Genomic DNA, 17,066 nt, shown 5'->3' with positions numbered 1-17,066 from the left:
AGCCTTCTTTCGTAGTTTATTATTTTTTTGATCAATTGCACGTCCGGCAGTTTATTTGCAAAGTGCAGCTGTATCTCTGGCAATAGCAAGTTCTTCGTTTGTAGGAACAACAAGAACCTTTACCTTAGAAGAAGGAGTTGAAACAACCTTCTCTTTGCCGTGAACTTCGTTTGCTTCCTTGTCTATTTCTACACCAAGGTATGAAAGTCGCTCGCAGATGATATTTCTTACAAGAGGACCGTTTTCGCCAACACCTGCTGTAAAGCAGATGCAGTCAACACCATTCATTGCTGCAGCATAAGCGCCGATATATTTTGAAACTCTATAGCAGAAAGTATTGATAGCTCTTATGCAGCCTTCGTTACCTTTGTTGTAGCCATCCTCGAGATCTCTGAAATCAGATGAAACATCACCTGAAAGTCCAAGGACACCTGACTTTTTGTTGAGGATATTAACAGCTTCAGAAGCATCAATGCCCTCTTTTTTCATAATGAACTCAACTACTGAAGGATCGATATCACCACTTCTTGTACCCATGATAAGGCCTTCAAGGGGAGTAAGACCCATTGAAGTATCGACGCACTTGCCGTTCTTTACAGCTGAAACGGATGCGCCGTTACCAAGGTGGCATACTATAGTTTTAAGATCGCTGTAATCCTTAGAAAGCATCTCAGCGGCACGCTTGCTTACATAAGAATGGCTTGTGCCGTGGAAACCGTATCTGCGGATCTTGTATTTTTCATAGAATGAGTAAGGTATTCCGTAGAGGAATGCTTCACTGGGCATAGTCTGATGGAATGCAGTATCAAAAACTGCAACCATGGGAACACCACTCATAGCCTTCTGACATGCTCTGATACCAATAAGGTTAGCAGGATTGTGGAGAGGTGCCAGATCTGATACCTCTTCAATCGCCTTAATAACTTCATCATCTATAATTACAGACTTTGTAAACTTCTCTCCGCCATGAACAATACGATGTCCAACTGCGTCTATCTCATCAAGTCCCTTGATAACGCCGTTTTCAGGATCTGTAAGTGCTTCGATAACAAGCTCGATTGCCTTGTTATGATCAGGGATAGCAGTATCCTTGGTGATCTTATCCTTTCCTTCAGGTGTAAAGCTTATCCTTCCGTCAATTCCTATTCTCTCGCAAAGTCCCTTTCCGATAACCTCTTCACTTACTGAATCGATAAGCTGGAACTTAAGTGAAGAACTACCGCAGTTAATAACGAGTATTTTCATGTAAAAGACCTCCATATACCTAATTATGTACTTAATGTACCCTTGCTTTAATATTTTGGCACACTATAATTAGTATAAAACAGCAGCCCAAAATAAACAAAGGAATTTCCATAATTTTATGAAAACATTAGGAATAGTTGCAGAGTACAACCCTTTTCACAAGGGGCACAAATACCTTATAGACAAATTAAAAAAAGAAACAGGAGCTGACTATGTCGTTGTAATTATGAGCGGCGACTATGTTCAGCGCGGCTGCCCCGCCATACTAAGAAAAGACGTACGTGCTCACATGGCACTTATGGAAGGAGCAGATCTTGTTCTGGAGCTTCCGATTTATTACAGTTCGCAGAGCGCAGAGTTTTTCGCAAAGGGAGCTGTTTCTATCCTTGATGATTTTGGCTGCATCGACTATCTGGGCTTTGGCTCTGAATCAGGAGACGTTGAAAGTATTTCCATGATCGCAGACGTTTTATTATCTGAGCCCGATGATTTTAAGTTCTCGATAAAAAAGCATTTAAAGGAAGGGCTAAGCTATGCTTCTGCCAGAGCAATAGCTGTTTCAGAGACTTTAAATGCTGATGCTTTGTCTGCAAAAAATATTGATGATAAAAAAGATTACATATCCGATATTCTCTCATCTCCTAACAACGTCCTTGCAATCGAGTATTTAAAGGCTCTTAAATGGAAAAACAGCTCTATTGTACCTGTTACCACAAAAAGAGTTGGCGAAGGATACGACAGCCTTAATATTTCAGATGAGGAAAATGCCTTCTCTTCTGCTACCGCTATAAGAAATATCATAGAAAAAGGATCTGTAAACAGTCATATTCCGGCAAAAGAAGATGCCGATAAATTATTGCAAAAGGTTGTCCCCGGGAGCACGCTCCCACTTTATTACAATGAGAAAATAACTACTTTGGATGACTTTTCATCTCTTCTTCACTACAGGCTCCTTCTGGAAAAAAGCGAAGGATTTAATAAATATGCCGACGTATCAGAAGATCTGTCGGATAAAATAATAAATAACATAAACAGCTTTGAATCGATAAGCGATTTTACAATGAAGTTAAAGACAAAAGACCTTACCTACAGCCGCATATCAAGGGCACTTCTTCACATATTGCTGGGAATCACTAAGGAAAGCTCTGATAGATATACTAAAGATAACTCTTTTACCGGATACGGAAGAATATTAGGCCTTAACAAAAATGCATCCGCTATGCTAAAGAAAATACAGGAAAATTCAACCATTCCCATAATCTCCAAGCTTGCAGATGCATATAAGATTCTTGACGATAACGAGCTATCACTGCTTAAAGAAACAATATCTGCTTCTGAAATTTACAATATGGTTCGCGGCGATACTACAATAAGCGAATACAGATCGCAGATCATTGTTATTTAGTAAAACTCCTTACATCACCCAGCGGTTATCTGGTCAGGAAATACGTCTGAGGGCATGGGCTTTGCAAAGTAGAAGCCCTGTATCATCTCGCAGCGAAGTTTTCTGATGTAATCGTACTGTTTCTGAGTTTCAACGCCTTCGACTACAATTGCTAGCCCGAGGCGTTTTGCCATTTGTACAACAGATTCAAGAACTATCATGCCCTTTTCATTGTTTTCAATGTTTCTAAGAAAATACATATCAATCTTAACAACATCAACCGGCATGTCCTTGAACATATTAAGGTTAGAGTATCCGCTTCCAAAATCGTCCATCATGATGATAAAGCCTTTTTCGTGAAGGTGATTGAGCACTTTGATTATGCTTTCCATGTCGCCATTGAAAGCGCTCTCTGTAAGCTCTATCTTGATAAGGCTATGATCAAGTCCGTATCTGTCGACTATTTCGGTTATCTCATCAACCAGTCCGGGGTGGTTCACATCCACTCTTGAGAAATTAACAGATACAGGCACTATCTTAAAGCCGCGTCCCTTCCATTCGCTGAGCATCATGCAGACTTCTTCAAGAATATACAGGTCAAGCTCTGTTACAAATCCGTTCTTTTCAAGGATCGGGATAAAATCTCCCGGATTTATCATCTGGTTCTTTTTATCGATCCATCTAACAAGAGCTTCCGCACTTACTCTTTCTCTTGTCATTGTGTCGTAAACAGGCTGAAGATAAACTTTAAATTCCTTATCTATTATCGCACTTCTGACCTTCCGCTCTACAGCTTTTCTGTGCTCATCCTCTTGTCTGATATCATCATCATAGAAAGCAACATTGGTCTTGAAGTTGCCGGATACCCACTTTAAAGCATAGCTTGCATGATCAAGCATGCTCTCGATATCCATCTCCTTATCTTCCAATCTGTAAATTCCTGCATAAAAAGAAACCGCATAATCAAGCCCCGTAATGGGATTTTGAATATGATCTCCGGATAAAGCTTCGGACAATGCATTTATCTCTATCTCGTCCCTTGTAAATATACCGAATGTATCTCCGCCTATCCTTCCATATACCGATTTGGATTTAGTCATTGCACAGCTTTTTCTGATAGTATCAGCAAGGAGCATAAGTAGCCTGTCACCGTTTTCCATTCCTGTTCTCTCGTTAAGCTCCTGCATGTGATAGATCTGGATCTTTATCATACTATATCCGGACACGTCGCTGTTATGCATGATCTCATCGCAGGCTCTCGTAAAACCAACCTTATTGTTTATTCCGGTAAGCTCATCGACCGTTACGTCAATAAAGCAAAATACAACAATAGTCATGGCTACGCTAAGTGAAATAATAAGACCCGTTATACTCTGTTGCGGAATCAGGTTCTGATAAATGATCGTAAATACCGTTATGAAAAGTATAGTGATCAAAAGTCGAAGACGTATCTGCCCCAGATATCTTCTGTGTTTCATTGCACATACGCCGACTAATATCGCACACAAAAAATAGTATACAAAAGTAGTAAAGGCGCCTACTCCCGGATAATAACTAAAGGTCTCCCTATCGAGTGAAAAGAAAAAGTTAAAGAAAATGTTGCCAAAGACGGCAAGTGAAAGCATCACAAATAATGTGCCTCTGAGCAAGATCTCGTTGGGCTTTTCACCACACAATTCATAGAAATACATGGTTGCTCTGAAAGGAAACAAAAACAATACCGCAAAGTAAAGTATAAGAAGTCCATATGTAAAATAGTAAAGGCGCGGATCTTTAAGTTGCAAAAGGATACTGGTTGAGCCATCTGTAAGAACATAAGCAATTGACAGCACAATCAGAAGTTTTAAATTGATTGTGAAATTATCAAGTAGTTTGGGGCGCACCCAAGCACATACTAAACTTGTAAGAATAACCAGTATTCCGGCCACATCAAATTGATAAGCAAATTCCATAGTATCCTCAATGATTTAGCATAATAAAAAAGTCTTTTATATACAAAAATAAGTTCCATAGGCATTTCCTATGAAAAAAAGAAAAAAAATGAGAGGTCACCCAATAGATGTCCTCCCAACTTATGAATTTAATATAGTATTTTTATTACCATTTTTCAAGCTATTTTTTAGAAGAATTAAGGCTCTAACAAGATTATGTCAAAAGCTTACAAACAAATCATAGCTAAAAAGGCATAGATTATTGTTTTTCATCAGAAAAACAATAATCGTACTGGACTAGGTCCTCGCGAAGCGAGGGGCGTGTCCTGCAAAGCAGGATTCTTGCGGGCGATTTCCGCTTTTGCCCGCAAGAAGTTATAAAAGAAAGCAGGATACGGGAATCGAACCCGCCTCCTCAGCTTGGGAAGCTGATATACTACCGATGTACTAATCCTGCAAAATTATTAACAATGTATAAATAATAACGAAATTATGATATAATTTCAAGTAGTTTTGGCAACGTTTTTTTTCAAACGGAGGAGTAAGGTTATGGTAGTAGATACAAAAAAAGCAGCAGAAAAAGGCAAAGGTTTTGCAAATGAATTCCGTGAATTTATCATGCGCGGAAATGTAATGGATCTGGCAGTCGGCGTTATCATAGGCGGTGCTTTTCAGTCGATCATCAGCTCTCTTGTTGATGATATCATCATGCCGATCATCAGTCTTATCACAGGTGGAATTGATTTTTCAAACTGGTTCATAACTCTTGACGGATCAAGCTATCCCACACTTGCACAGGCTCAGGAAGCAGGCGCAGCTACTCTTAATTATGGCGTGTTCATCACAGCTATCATCAATTTCCTTCTCATGGCTCTTGTTATCTTCTTCATCGTTAAGTCCCTTAACAAGCTTAGCGACAAGATGAAAAAAGAACAGGAAGAAGCAGCACCCACAACCAAGATCTGCCCTCACTGCAAGAGCGAGATCAATATCGAAGCTACAAAGTGCCCTTGCTGTACATCAGATTTAAAATGAATAAAATTATAAGAAAAACTCCCGGTCAGGATTAAAAGCTTGTTGAAATGCTTTCATCTGCCCGGGAGTATTTTTTTACATCTGATGTTTTACTACTTCATATTCATTGTCATTTCTGTAATATGGACACTCTTTTGAGTTTCTCTGCATGAGTCTCGCGTAATCGTCTTCGTCCATGTTTACGCTGCAATAGTATGCCTCATCATCTTCATCATACTCATAGTAAACACAATCATCACAATGCATCTGCATATTTCTTCACTTCCTTAATTTAACTTATTTCTGGTAGTACTCATATTGAGTCTTCAAAACTTCAGGTACGGGAATGTCTTCCTTCTGAAGCTTTTTAATGATATTCGTAAGCGGCCTTGCAAGTCCAGCGGTATGTGCAGCATGCTTTTTAATGAGTTCTCCATACTGAGGATTATCAGCCAGCTTGTCCCTTACCTCTTTAGAGAAAGTACAGAAGGTAAAGAGTATCTCTCTCGATATCTTGTTTAATCTCGGAGAAGCATTAGCCTCAAACTTGATATAGTACATATAGTCACTTACAAATACATTTTTGTAGTTGTTATTATTTTTCTGCAGCTGCATCTTGAGCTTTTCTTTCATATCTGAAGAAAGAGTATGGTTCTTTTTGTAGAACTGCAGATAATCGCAGAACATAGATGTAAGGGATGGATCGGTGACATCGTTCCAATGAACGCCCTGCTCCGTCTTGCACATCTCCCATCTGAATTCCGCACATAACTTTATCATTATATCTTCATAGTTTTCAACATTAAATATTGAAATGATCATTCTGGCGGGTGTATTTCTCTTTTTGCCTTCAATTTCCTGCCAAAGTCCTGCCCTGCTACCTACATTGGGCATAAGGATCATGTATGGTGTCACGTCTTCATTTAGGAACACCTGAGTGATGCCGATCTCGGGATTGGAATATAAGCCCTGTCTGCAAAAAACTGAATAATCAACAGAACGTATATATCTGTAAAAGTCATGTATCTTCTGAGCATCAATGTAGCATGCATCAAGAGGCCTTATTACATTTTCCGCATCAAAAACAGGCGTATAGGTAGAAGGTCTTCCATAGCTCATCCTGTTTCCAAGAGCAAGGAGGTTTTTGATTTCAAAATGAAGCCTTTCATTTCGGTCATTTTTCATAAGCTCCATCTGGCCTTCGGTTATATCTCCGCTTGTTTTAAGCGTTCTTAATGCTGTGAAATAATCCTCGTCAAATTCATTTCTGGATGGTTCAATCTCCATGTTGTAAATTTTTTTAAGCCATTCGTAAGCAGTTAAGACCTTGCCCTCCGGGTCCGGCTTATATGTTTTCATAAGAGCATAGAGCTGCCTTGTATTTTCAAGGCCGGCCAGTTCCTCATCAACAAATCCGAACATCAAAAACATTTTCACTTCGGAAGGTACCGCCGGATCAGATAAGCTTCTTAAAAAAGCACAGGTATAAATTGTGTAGAAATGCGTTCCCACAGATCTTCTTAAAGCTCTGCTCTCATCAGATGAATCATATCTGGTTCTGGTATTCTTAAACTCATGGATAATATTTTTAAACTCTTCAGTTGCCTTAGGATCAGCATCAGCATATTGAAGAATTGTATTAAGCGCATCCTTAATGTCAATGTCGGTAGGCTCTCCGTTTTGTCCATTCCGCATCATATCGGAGTGTTTTGCTCTGCATAGCTGCATTTTGGATCTGAACGGATTTGTCTTTTGATTATACTCTGCCTTGTACTCATCAAGCTGCATTCTGCATGCAGAAATGAATGCTATAGCCTGAATACAGTACATGATAATGCCGTTTGCCGCATCCGGTGATAACGAATACACATATTTTTTGAGCGCATCCTCATTATCGGCAAGGCTTTTAAAAAATGCTTCCTGCCAATCAGTTAAAGCCTTCACTTTTTCAGGTTCTGTAAGCTGATTGATCTCAGGAAAAGATTCAGCTTCCATTCCGACGGAAACTGCCATCATCGGATATTCCTTAACTTCTTCCTTGATCTTGTTATAATCCTCAATGAGCTTGTCCTGATCAACGGATAATCTGTCGCAGGCATAAACAACCGTCTTTACAGCAGCAGCTGCAAGGATCGGAGATATTTTCGGATTACCGTTTATTATTTTGTAGATATCATCTATGCTGGTATAGGGATAAGAAAAAACAGATGATTCCTCAACAGCTGTATAGGTGAAAAGATACTTCTCTCCGGGATGTTCGCTGCATCCAAGGATTCCGCCCACGTCAAGCTCAATAGATTCGCCATCTATGGTTACAGCCACTTTACCCTTAACAAGAATTTCAAGTGTCTGTACTGTATCGCCCTTCCTGTGTATTACTTCGTTTTTCTTTAACTGAATAAGTCCCATAATATCTCTCTTGCAGAATTTACAATTGGTTAAAGGTACTTCCTAACACTACATCTATTATTATAAACGATTTTTTGATACCTATATATTAAAGTTTAGTAAACACAAAACGGGGTGCGTCTGTTAATCGATGTAAATCAGCTGTTTTTTAGTAAACTGTCCATTATTTCATCTAAATTAAATTCCTTGCCGGTTCTGTCTTCATATATTTCTTCCAGAGACTTATTCTGATCCTTAGGATCAAAGTCAACATCTCCTGCATGGCTTTTAAAGTCGCTCGTATCAGGCAGCATCTCGTATGCAACATTGTGGATTATCCATTCCTCTGCCATGTCCTGTGCCTGCCTGAAGGATACCATATCGCTTCCGTGAACCGGGTGTTCATCAATAAGTGCCTGACATATCAGAATAATGTCGTTTTCATCTTCTATCTTGTAGGAATCAAATATCTTCCAGTTATCCGTTGTATAGAGCGCTTTAAAATCTTCTTCATTATAGGTAAAAAGATAATTTGTGCCTTTTCCGTCGGTATCCCTTAAATTAATATCATCCTTGGAAGTTAAAAGTGACGTTGTCTCCTCCTGATATTTGGATAAATCTATACTGTCAGTTTGATCATCCTGCCCTTCAAAAGTGTTCTCATCAGTAACACTAACAGTATCGCTACTATCATCAGAAAGCTCTGTATCACTTGCTTCACTTACGGCATTATCACTTTCACTACCGGTGCTTTCGCCGATAGGTACCGTTAGTTCTTCATGTTTTTCTGTCAGTATATCTGCGGCTTCCTTAATTGCCTCGTCTGTCTTTTCCATCACTTCGTCCGCTCTATTAGAACAGCCCGAAAGAATACAAATAGCACTGATAAAAGATAGCGCACCTATCAAAGCTCTGTTTTTTTCCATACTAATCCCCTTACTATCATCGTTTCTAAAACAATTCAATTTTACAATCCTTTGTACTTTTTTTGAAGATACAAAGAAAAAAGAACAAGACCCAAGGTCTCTGTAAAATGATAGACAAGCGAAGACCAGACTATTCCTATCTCTCTGCCAAGAAAGCTAAAGGTCTTCATCTCAAGAAGTCCGAAAGAAAACAAAAACAAAACTGCAATAAGTGTAGCGATTACCTTTAGGAAATTGTCATTTAAAAAGATTCCTGTAATTATAACGCCAAGCAATATCGCTGTAAGGATCTCCAGATATTTAAAGCCGTGAGTCATGTTATAGAGCATAACAAAAGTGCCCTCCCCTGCATCAGGAGACAATACTCCGATGAGAGCAGATATAAATTTCCTGTACATTATGGATGAAAAATCATAGACAAGCTCCGCACCTATAAAAATCATAGCCCAGAGCTGTAAAAGTATTCCGACTGAGTCTGCATTTAGAGTAGACAGAGAATTTCCAAGATAATTTCTCTGAAGATCTGCCATTTCCTGCTTGTCTTCTTCGGGAATAAGCCCCATGTAATGCTTCATTTCTTTTGCTGAATAAAAAAATATCACAGCTATTACCAGTATCTGAAAAATAGAGGAATAGACCGTGAGAGAAAATTTCATGTCATCGAGCATATCGGGTGACTTGACATTATTATTAAAGATAATCCTTACTATACCTTCGAATATAGCAGAGATTATCTTTACAAGCGCAACATATAGAATAGATTTGGACAATAGGTGTTTCTTCATGCTCAAATACATAGTTATATACCCCTATAATTATTCTATACTTATTTATTCTCTTTTTATTTTATTCTTTTTAAGCTCTTTTGCCAATTCTTCCCGCAAGAAGTGTTGTCATAAAAACAGCAAATGATGTGAGCATTACAGTAAAAGTAATAAGGATCCTGTCATCATCACCGGTTTTTGGCAGGTCATTGGTTGTTGATGCAGTAGTTGCAGCATCTGCTACTGTACTGGCAGTAGTCGCCGCTGCAGGTGCCTGTGACGAAGCCGTATTTGATGCGGCTGTTGCAGCGGGAGTACTTGCAGCTGCATTTGAAGCCTGAGCTCCGGTCTGATTATTCTGAGTACTTGCAGATGAAGCACTGTCTGAACTTTCAGAGCCTGATCCCTGAGAATCCTGCTCCTGCTCAAGAAGCCCAGCATCATAATTGTCCTTAATATCTACTGTTACAGCTTCAGTTCTTATAGATGAAACAGGACTTGTTAAAAGCATCATACAAACAGGAATAACATATAATAGTTTTCTTCTTTTCATAATAATGACACCCCTTAACCTACTCTCTTAGCTACAACGAGTAATCTTCCGTCTTTCATAGTATAGTCACATGTTGAAAGTGTTAAAAGCTGATCTCCATAGTTCGCAGATGCAGCTATTTTGTACATAGATCTTGCCTTTACGCTATCTACGTATCTTGAAAAAGCATCTCTGTCGCCTATATTCAGATAGTCGGAATAGTTAAATCCGTTTTCTCCGTTTGCGGATGTGGAAGCCACCGCAATTATTTCATAAAATCTCTGCTCATCGGGAGTATCCACTTCTATTGCCGGGTGCTTTTTTAAATATGTCTGATCCTTGTAATATTTCAGAGTTCCGAAAATAGCTCCGGATTTCATGTTGTGTCCATGTATTACCAGGTGATTGTCGGACATATCCTTGTCGCATCTCTTATCAAGAACAAGAAGACCGTTCCTGTCTTCATTTCCGAAGAAATCATGCTGAAGATAATAATCATTATCTCCTTCTTTGAACATTATGGGATAATTGATATCCGTTCCCTGGATCCTAAGCCATCCTGAGAGATCTGTATTCTTTTTGGTAAGATATTCAATCTTTAAAGCCACAAGGTTCTGTGCTTCTTCGACCTCTTCTTCTGCAGACACGGCACTTACCGATTTGTTTATCGTAATGTCGGCCATCTCCTGGACCTTCTTCATATTTGCCCCGGATTTTTGCTCCATATATATTTCTGCAGCAAAAATGCCTGTCACCACCATGAAGGTAATGCAGGACAACGAGAGGACAGTGTTTCTTATTGTCTTTATAATGAATCCCCTGCGCATAGATAACTCCCCGCTTTACTTATTTATCATATGGTATTTCGGCACGAATATTATTTTTGTTTAGTCCCTTTTCTCCTCTTCATTAGACAAAAGACTCATTCCTACATCATATACATTTCCGTTTACAGCATCATAGAGCCATCTGGCCATAGTCACATCATCCTGCGTAAATTTGGTAAAGTATGGCTCCCTGACCGCAGTATGAACTGTCCCGCCCTTTGTTATAAGCGGTATCTCCCATTCATTTATGTACATACCAAAATCGGGAGTCAGTTTTTTAAGCTCCAAAACCATTTCCTTTAACTGTTCATAAAAAGCGCTCTGCACGTCGCTGTCAGTCTTGTATACCTTGTTTGTTACATCGTTGTAGTAGGCGCTAAGAAGATAGTCCCTTGTTGAGCTGGCATAAAGATATCTTAGGCTGTTGCCGTACTTTTTATACAGCTTTCTGTACCATGAAAGAGTGATGTTATCTGACGAGATATCATCACAGATTTTCTTTGGAGCATGCCAGACATCCGTTGCCGTCTTTTTCCATTTGCTGTAAAGAAGCTGCGCACTGTCAGATAAAAGCGTAATGTCCGACACATTGTGATACACATTTGTAAGGATTTCATCCGTAAGTGCCGGCACAGCAAAAGCGCCCGCGCTGTTTCCTGCAATCAGAAGGTGCTCGGGATCTTTAAAAAGCTTCTTTGCTATTTTCATGGATTCCTTGAAATTCTTGTATCCATGAAAATGAAGGATGTGATCTTCTCCATCCTCACCCACATAAGGGAAATCATTATCTCCCACATGAAAATCGCCTGTAGCATAGGTTATATCTATTATGCTAAAGTCCCTGAAGGGATTATCGGCATCACGCATATTCATAATGCCGATATCAATGTTCATTATCTGAGTAAGCGGTCTTAAGTTGTTCCAGTAATAATTGGGAAGTTCGGCAAGAGTTTTTCCGCCTGAAACAGGCCTTGCAGCCGTATATTCGTTCCAGGCAACTCCTCCGCCGGAAAAAAAGATACAGAGTTTTGCGGGATCTGCAATCTTAACATATATATGATATTCAGAGCCGTCACCTGCCATCCCATTTTCAATAGGCACTCTGTACCAAGTATGGGATTTGGGATCATCCGGAAGGATTGGCGCAAGAAGATCTTTATCTTTGATCCTTTTACTTATTGATTTATCGACAAAATCACCGATCTGAAGTCCAATCTTCTGCTTCCTTATCTGTCTTTTGTTTTTAAATTCCTCTCTGTCCATTTTCCCCTCATCAAAACATTTACATTTTTTCAGACATTGAACATTTTCTCAGTTGCAAATTTCAGTTCTCTGTATCTGAAGATAATTGCTGCAATGATCGCAATCGTGTACGCAGCGATTACAAAAACAGCTGCATAGGGAAGTGTATTTTCACCATTCCATATAAAGAATATCTGGCCAAACGCAAGTACCGCATCCATAACAATATAGATGATGTACTCAACAAATCTAAGCTTCATGAATTTGGATATGGCAAAAGTTACAGCAGAATGTCCAACCAGGCAGAATGGAATCATCCAGATTACGCTCCATCCCCTAAAGCCCGTTACCTTGTCGATGTAATAGTCAATTATTATCGCAAACAGAACTTCTACAGCCAAAACCTTAAGCACGTTATATCTGTATCTCATGATTGCCATAATATCTGCCCATGCAACCACAGTCCCCAGCATAAAGGCATCCATCCATGAAACCGCATCCTTAAAAAGATATTTGAGTGTAATCCACATTACAAACACGATAGCCAAAAGAAATGTGCAGATTTTCTTAAATGTGCTTCCTGACATTTTTCCTGTATTTAAAATAGGAAATGCTTCATTATAATCTTCCGTAAAATCATCGGAATTATATATAGATTCATCTATGCCTGTTCTCTTAAGCTCTACACCGGTCAATATTTTTCCTTCACAGAGAGGACAACAGGTCTTTTTTCCTCTGATCGTTATCTTACATTTAGGGCAATAATACATTTTAGACAGTCTCCTCTTTCTTTTCTTCAGTCAGATCATCATAGTCGTTGGTTGCAACCTCGACTCTTATTCCTTCTGACGATAATCTTCTGCAGAGATTGAGCATGGTAGGGTGGTCTACAAAAGCTGAGCACTCGCCAAATACAAGCCTGTCTCTGAAGCTGCAGATTGTGATCTGCTCCTTGGCAGCTGTCATAAATGCGCTGAATCTGTCAATAAAAGGTGTTACCTCTGCCGGCATTTTTATGACGCCCATATTGGAGATAGATGTGGTGACACCCTTTTTAGCCGCGGCATCAAACTGCCCGATCGCATAATCCTTTATAAAAAGAGGAACAACCTTTATCGCTATATTATGCTCAAGCGCCGCATAGGAGTTCATTGTTTCATTTATTCTCTTTGGATCAAGCTGTTCCTTAAAGGAGGCATTTACAACACCTATAATGCTTGAAAGCGTGTTGTCAAAATCCATAGGATCATATTTTATGCTGATAACACCAAAGAAATTCCTTGCAGTAAAGGATTTAAAATACTGCCTTAAATTGACAGGAACACTTACTACGATAGGTTTTTTCTTCTGAGCTGATGACATGGTATCTATGATTGCTGCTATATAGATTGCAGTAGATAAGACTCCTACTGTCGAATTGTATTTTTCAGCAAGTGCCTTAAATTCCTTAGAGGAAACCATTATCTCTACAAGGTGGCAATTGTTATTGCTGTCGGTCTCACCATTTAACTGAAAAGCATTGTTTGATGATAAGCTCTTTAGCTGCTTAAGTCCCTTTTGATTCTGATAATAATGGGTGAATGAGTCGTTATTTCTCTCCTGAAGAGATGCAATCTCATTGGCAAAAAAGTCACTGTCTACGCGGAAATCATGCGCTATTTCCAGATACCTTGTGACCATTCTCCTAAAGAACATGAATGCGCCTGTTCCGTCTGCAAGGACATGGAACATCTCCATGTTTATCCTTCTCTTGTAATAAAAGACTCTGTATAGAAGGCTCTTTTTTCCGGGAAGATATAAAGGACTGCAGGCAGGAAGATTCTCCTCTTCAACTGTGCATTTTAGCTGAGAATCCTCCAGATAATACCAAAACAGACCTCTTCTTAATATGCAATTAAAAAATGGGTATTCAATGATAGATTCGTCAAGTGCCTGCTGAAGAATCTTTGGATCAACATCTTCTATAAGTTCGCAGGAAATACGAAAAACTCTCGTATTTGCCCCGCGAACCGTAGAAGGAATAATTTTTGCTGCGTTATCGAGTTTGTACCAGTTAGAACTTTTATCCATTATTACTATTATTCGAATGGTCACAGATTTTCAACTGTTTCAGTGACCGGCTCAATCGGAGATGTCTTTACTCTGTAAATTACATCCTCCAGCGAGATGAATTTTTTCTCCTGTATAAATTTAAGATATTTAGGTGTAAGCCTCATCGTTATTCTGGGCTCAAGCGCTCTGTTTACACGTTCGCTTATGGTCTTGCATGCATCGACAGGATCATGAGTCATGCTCTTACTAAGAACGCACAGAAGCGTTCCCACTGTCTGAACAAGGCCTCCGACGTTATTATCTGAAGACGCATCAATAGTCTGAAGCGAGCTTACACTCCATTTTGTTTTTTCGGAATAAATTCCATATTCGCAATCAACTTCAATAAGCCTCTGCGTTTTCAGATCACGAAGCCATGCGGTATTTCCCTTTACAAAAATATCCTGCACCTGGAAAAGCGTGCCATTGTACGGAAATGATACATCTTCGCATCCTGTCATAGTCACATTGGCCTGAACCTTGTAAACCGTCTCACTCTCCGGAATACTCCAGGAGTCGTCGTTATCGGGACCCTTTGCATCTTCCGGATCAAAGAAAGGTGCCTCTTTTTCGACTTCGGTATGAGTGTCGGATATCCTTCTTCTCTCTTTTCCCTCAAGCCTTGAACTTTGACGATAATAAAGGCTTCTCTCACTCATAGTAGGCATTGAAACGGTAAATCTGTCTGCCGCACCTTCTTCAAAAGGACCGGCAAGAGGATGTATTCCGCGTTTTCTACCAAAGTAGTCCATATCAAAGATTATATCTGTTCCGTCCGGATTTTCAAAACGCTGCTCACTCTCAAAAGCACTGCCCAAAACCTTGGTAGATACAGGACGTGCGATATTCCTCGGCAGATATTCGTACAGATTGGTATGCAGCCTGTAATGTCCATCCTCTTCAGATACAAATATTTTAACAGAATGATTCTGTTCTATGTACGGATTAATCTCGGTATCACATGGCATTGCTCCGTTAAAGTATGCGTTGCCACCTGTATAAACAGGCAGATGATCGTAAAATCTGTCATTAAAGTTTTCATCATATTCCTTTGGCGGATTGGCAAGTCTTGCAAAATACGCACCCTCAGTGGGATATCCGTCATAGGGCTTTGTTCCGCAGATAAGATTATATTCATTTAACGAATCCATGTGCATCGCTGTGACATAATCTCTTATATTCTGCTTAACTTCTTTTTGAACAAAGATATTATTGTAAAATCTTGCATCGCCATGAAGTATAGTCATAAAGCCCGCAATCTTTGTCGAGTGCTTAACATGATATGGCGTATACCTGCAGCTCTGGAATCTTACGCTTCCGTTATCGCATCCGCTTCCGACAAATGAAAACGATCCGTTTATAAGATTATGTACAAGTGCTATACCCTGCGTACTGAGCCTGCATGCGATATCAGAGAGGAAAATATTATGATCTATCAACGTAGGTCCATGAGATACTTCAACAAACAGATCCTCTCCGAGGCTTAAGCCTCCGCTTATATGACAACCCTCAGGCGGAGTGTTGTCATGGAAAAAGTTGTTTGTAACTCTTGTTCCCTGTGCCTCCCAATCAAGCCACAGACCTCTTGTGCAGTGATGGATATGGTTTCTTCTGATCACTGTGTCTATTGCCGCATGGAGCTTTATACCGCCTATCTCGGCACCTTCAATATCCTGTTTGTTATTTATCCTGAATATATGATTATCTTCAATTACGGAGAATGCTCCGCCAAGATGCCCTACTATTCCCGCCTGTCCGCAGTCATGTATCTCGCACCTTCTGATTATATGGGAACCTATAGTTTCCTTATCCCATCCATCATTTACAGCTTCGCATACAGCATCCCTCTGTGTCTGCGTTCCGTCTTTTATCAGAGTTCTGCTCCACTTGTTTTCATTTTGTCCCTGAAGATATTTTCCGAGAGATATTCCCGCGCACTTGGACTCAGATATCTCGCAATCTTCGATTATCCAGCCCTTTGACCAGTGAGGACCAATTAGTCCGTCCTGATAAGCTGTGGGCGGAGCCCAGTTTGTAGCTGCCTGTTTCAATGCAAATCCTGAAACAGTAATGTAATCGATGTGGTCTTCAAGCGGCATAAAACAGTTTCTTCTGACACTTATTTCCACATTTTCTTCATTTGGATCCTTGCCTCCGAAATTGGCAAACAGCACGGTGTCATCATTCTCCTGCGCAGCAAACCAGACATAGGCTGATGCTTCTTTTTCCCAGGAGTTTTCCCTTTTTACAGGATTCTCTACACTCTCAAGAGAAAAAGTTTCATACATAGATTTGCCGTTTAAATAAACGTCTGCTGTATGAACGGGATTTGTACCAAAATACCAGTCTCCCGAAACAAGTGTTGTGAAGGGATTGTAATTACCGAAAATACTGTTAGGTATATTTACCTTATATACATTGCCCTTGAAAGTTTCCCAGCCCTTTATCTCCTCAGCACCTGTAATGATCGCACCTTGCGGTATCGTAGTGCAATAAGTTATCGGAGCATCCTTGGTTCCGCTGTTTACAGGGTGAACAGACTCCCTGTATATTCCCGGTGCAACAATAACTACATCTCCGGGCATGGCAATGTTGGCGGCTTCCTGAATTGACCTGAATGGGTGATTTCTACTTCCGTCGCCACTTCGAACTACGCTTTGTGAAACATAAATCTGCATGGCTTCCCCTTTCTGCATAAAAAAAAATATAGTTAAATTAACAA

At 39.8% G+C, this 17,066-nt stretch carries 14 protein-coding genes and 1 tRNA gene; 2 read left to right on the top strand and 13 right to left on the bottom strand.

Annotation, left to right across the window (positions count from 1 at the left end; genetic code table 11):
* Positions 1 to 51: 51 nt before the first annotated feature.
* Positions 52 to 1,245, bottom strand: coding sequence for an acetate/propionate family kinase (locus tag T543_RS03625; protein WP_035765943.1), 1,194 nt, complete (start codon positions 1,243 to 1,245; stop codon positions 52 to 54).
* A gap of 118 nt (positions 1,246 to 1,363) precedes the next feature.
* Here T543_RS03625 and T543_RS03620 point away from each other — a divergent pair, with 118 nt between their 5' ends.
* Positions 1,364 to 2,650: a nucleotidyltransferase gene (locus T543_RS03620; protein WP_035765942.1), complete on the top strand. Its 1,287-nt coding sequence runs from the start codon at positions 1,364 to 1,366 to the stop codon at positions 2,648 to 2,650.
* Positions 2,651 to 2,664: 14 nt separating this feature from the next.
* On the opposite strand, the gene T543_RS15020 is transcribed toward T543_RS03620, so the two are convergent.
* The gene (locus T543_RS15020; RefSeq protein ID WP_051638513.1) at positions 2,665 to 4,581 is read right to left on the bottom strand and encodes a putative bifunctional diguanylate cyclase/phosphodiesterase; all 1,917 of its coding nucleotides are present in this window, start codon (positions 4,579 to 4,581) and stop codon (positions 2,665 to 2,667) included.
* Between the two features lie 365 nt (positions 4,582 to 4,946).
* Positions 4,947 to 5,017: transfer RNA gene (locus T543_RS03610), tRNA-Gly, on the bottom strand.
* A gap of 92 nt (positions 5,018 to 5,109) precedes the next feature.
* Between T543_RS03610 and mscL the strand changes: the two genes are divergently transcribed.
* Positions 5,110 to 5,595, top strand: coding sequence for a large conductance mechanosensitive channel protein MscL (mscL, locus tag T543_RS03605; RefSeq protein ID WP_051638512.1), 486 nt, complete (start codon positions 5,110 to 5,112; stop codon positions 5,593 to 5,595).
* Between the two features lie 75 nt (positions 5,596 to 5,670).
* Here mscL and T543_RS16020 read toward each other — a convergent pair whose 3' ends face one another.
* From T543_RS16020 to T543_RS03560, 10 genes are all read right to left on the bottom strand, one after another.
* On the bottom strand, positions 5,671 to 5,847 hold the full coding sequence (locus T543_RS16020) for a DUF6472 family protein (protein WP_197023925.1): 177 nt from the start codon (positions 5,845 to 5,847) through the stop codon (positions 5,671 to 5,673).
* Between the two features lie 24 nt (positions 5,848 to 5,871).
* Positions 5,872 to 7,983 (bottom strand): cyclic nucleotide-binding domain-containing protein, encoded by a 2,112-nt coding sequence (locus T543_RS15015; protein ID WP_051638511.1) that lies wholly within the window; start codon positions 7,981 to 7,983, stop codon positions 5,872 to 5,874.
* A gap of 137 nt (positions 7,984 to 8,120) precedes the next feature.
* Positions 8,121 to 8,888 (bottom strand): hypothetical protein, encoded by a 768-nt coding sequence (locus T543_RS03595; protein WP_035765941.1) that lies wholly within the window; start codon positions 8,886 to 8,888, stop codon positions 8,121 to 8,123.
* Positions 8,889 to 8,929: 41 nt separating this feature from the next.
* A complete protein-coding gene (locus tag T543_RS03590; protein WP_035765940.1) occupies positions 8,930 to 9,685 on the bottom strand; it encodes a hypothetical protein in 756 nt (251 codons plus the stop codon).
* 58 nt (positions 9,686 to 9,743) lie between these two features.
* Entirely contained in the window at positions 9,744 to 10,205 is a 462-nt protein-coding gene (locus tag T543_RS03585) for a hypothetical protein (protein WP_035765939.1), read from the bottom strand.
* A 14-nt stretch (positions 10,206 to 10,219) separates the two neighbouring features.
* Entirely contained in the window at positions 10,220 to 11,011 is a 792-nt protein-coding gene (locus tag T543_RS03580; protein ID WP_051638510.1) for a class B sortase, read from the bottom strand.
* Between the two features lie 60 nt (positions 11,012 to 11,071).
* Complete coding sequence (locus T543_RS03575) at positions 11,072 to 12,274, bottom strand: pectin acetylesterase-family hydrolase (RefSeq protein WP_035765938.1); 1,203 nt, start codon at positions 12,272 to 12,274, stop codon at positions 11,072 to 11,074.
* A gap of 29 nt (positions 12,275 to 12,303) precedes the next feature.
* A complete protein-coding gene (locus T543_RS03570) occupies positions 12,304 to 13,023 on the bottom strand; it encodes a DUF6320 domain-containing protein (RefSeq protein WP_035765937.1) in 720 nt (239 codons plus the stop codon).
* Between the two features lies 1 nt (position 13,024).
* Positions 13,025 to 14,323, bottom strand: coding sequence for a hypothetical protein (locus T543_RS03565; protein WP_035765936.1), 1,299 nt, complete (start codon positions 14,321 to 14,323; stop codon positions 13,025 to 13,027).
* 20 nt (positions 14,324 to 14,343) lie between these two features.
* Complete coding sequence (locus tag T543_RS03560; RefSeq protein WP_081829925.1) at positions 14,344 to 17,022, bottom strand: right-handed parallel beta-helix repeat-containing protein; 2,679 nt, start codon at positions 17,020 to 17,022, stop codon at positions 14,344 to 14,346.
* Positions 17,023 to 17,066 lie beyond the last annotated feature (44 nt).

Source organism: Butyrivibrio sp. NC2002, from assembly GCF_000702265.1.
Classification (GTDB): domain Bacteria; phylum Bacillota; class Clostridia; order Lachnospirales; family Lachnospiraceae; genus Butyrivibrio.
The sequence above is the reverse complement of the archived record's forward strand: the minus strand, read 5'-3'. Positions and strand labels throughout refer to the sequence as shown.

What these genes read in the sequence shown, in the direction of transcription:
- T543_RS03580 (WP_051638510.1), bottom strand. Translation starts at nt 11,011, where the DNA reads ATGCGCAGGGGATTCATTATAAAGACAATAAGAAACACTGTCCTCTCG.
- T543_RS03625 (WP_035765943.1), bottom strand. Translation starts at nt 1,245, where the DNA reads ATGAAAATACTCGTTATTAACTGCGGTAGTTCTTCACTTAAGTTCCAG.
- T543_RS03620 (WP_035765942.1), top strand. Translation starts at nt 1,364, where the DNA reads ATGAAAACATTAGGAATAGTTGCAGAGTACAACCCTTTTCACAAGGGG.
- T543_RS03560 (WP_081829925.1), bottom strand. Translation starts at nt 17,022, where the DNA reads ATGCAGATTTATGTTTCACAAAGCGTAGTTCGAAGTGGCGACGGAAGT.
- T543_RS03590 (WP_035765940.1), bottom strand. Translation starts at nt 9,685, where the DNA reads ATGTATTTGAGCATGAAGAAACACCTATTGTCCAAATCTATTCTATAT.
- T543_RS03585 (WP_035765939.1), bottom strand. Translation starts at nt 10,205, where the DNA reads ATGAAAAGAAGAAAACTATTATATGTTATTCCTGTTTGTATGATGCTT.
- T543_RS03570 (WP_035765937.1), bottom strand. Translation starts at nt 13,023, where the DNA reads ATGTATTATTGCCCTAAATGTAAGATAACGATCAGAGGAAAAAAGACC.
- T543_RS03575 (WP_035765938.1), bottom strand. Translation starts at nt 12,274, where the DNA reads ATGGACAGAGAGGAATTTAAAAACAAAAGACAGATAAGGAAGCAGAAG.
- T543_RS16020 (WP_197023925.1), bottom strand. Translation starts at nt 5,847, where the DNA reads ATGCAGATGCATTGTGATGATTGTGTTTACTATGAGTATGATGAAGAT.
- T543_RS15020 (WP_051638513.1), bottom strand. Translation starts at nt 4,581, where the DNA reads ATGGAATTTGCTTATCAATTTGATGTGGCCGGAATACTGGTTATTCTT.
- T543_RS03595 (WP_035765941.1), bottom strand. Translation starts at nt 8,888, where the DNA reads ATGGAAAAAAACAGAGCTTTGATAGGTGCGCTATCTTTTATCAGTGCT.
- mscL (WP_051638512.1), top strand. Translation starts at nt 5,110, where the DNA reads ATGGTAGTAGATACAAAAAAAGCAGCAGAAAAAGGCAAAGGTTTTGCA.
- T543_RS15015 (WP_051638511.1), bottom strand. Translation starts at nt 7,983, where the DNA reads ATGGGACTTATTCAGTTAAAGAAAAACGAAGTAATACACAGGAAGGGC.
- T543_RS03565 (WP_035765936.1), bottom strand. Translation starts at nt 14,323, where the DNA reads ATGGATAAAAGTTCTAACTGGTACAAACTCGATAACGCAGCAAAAATT.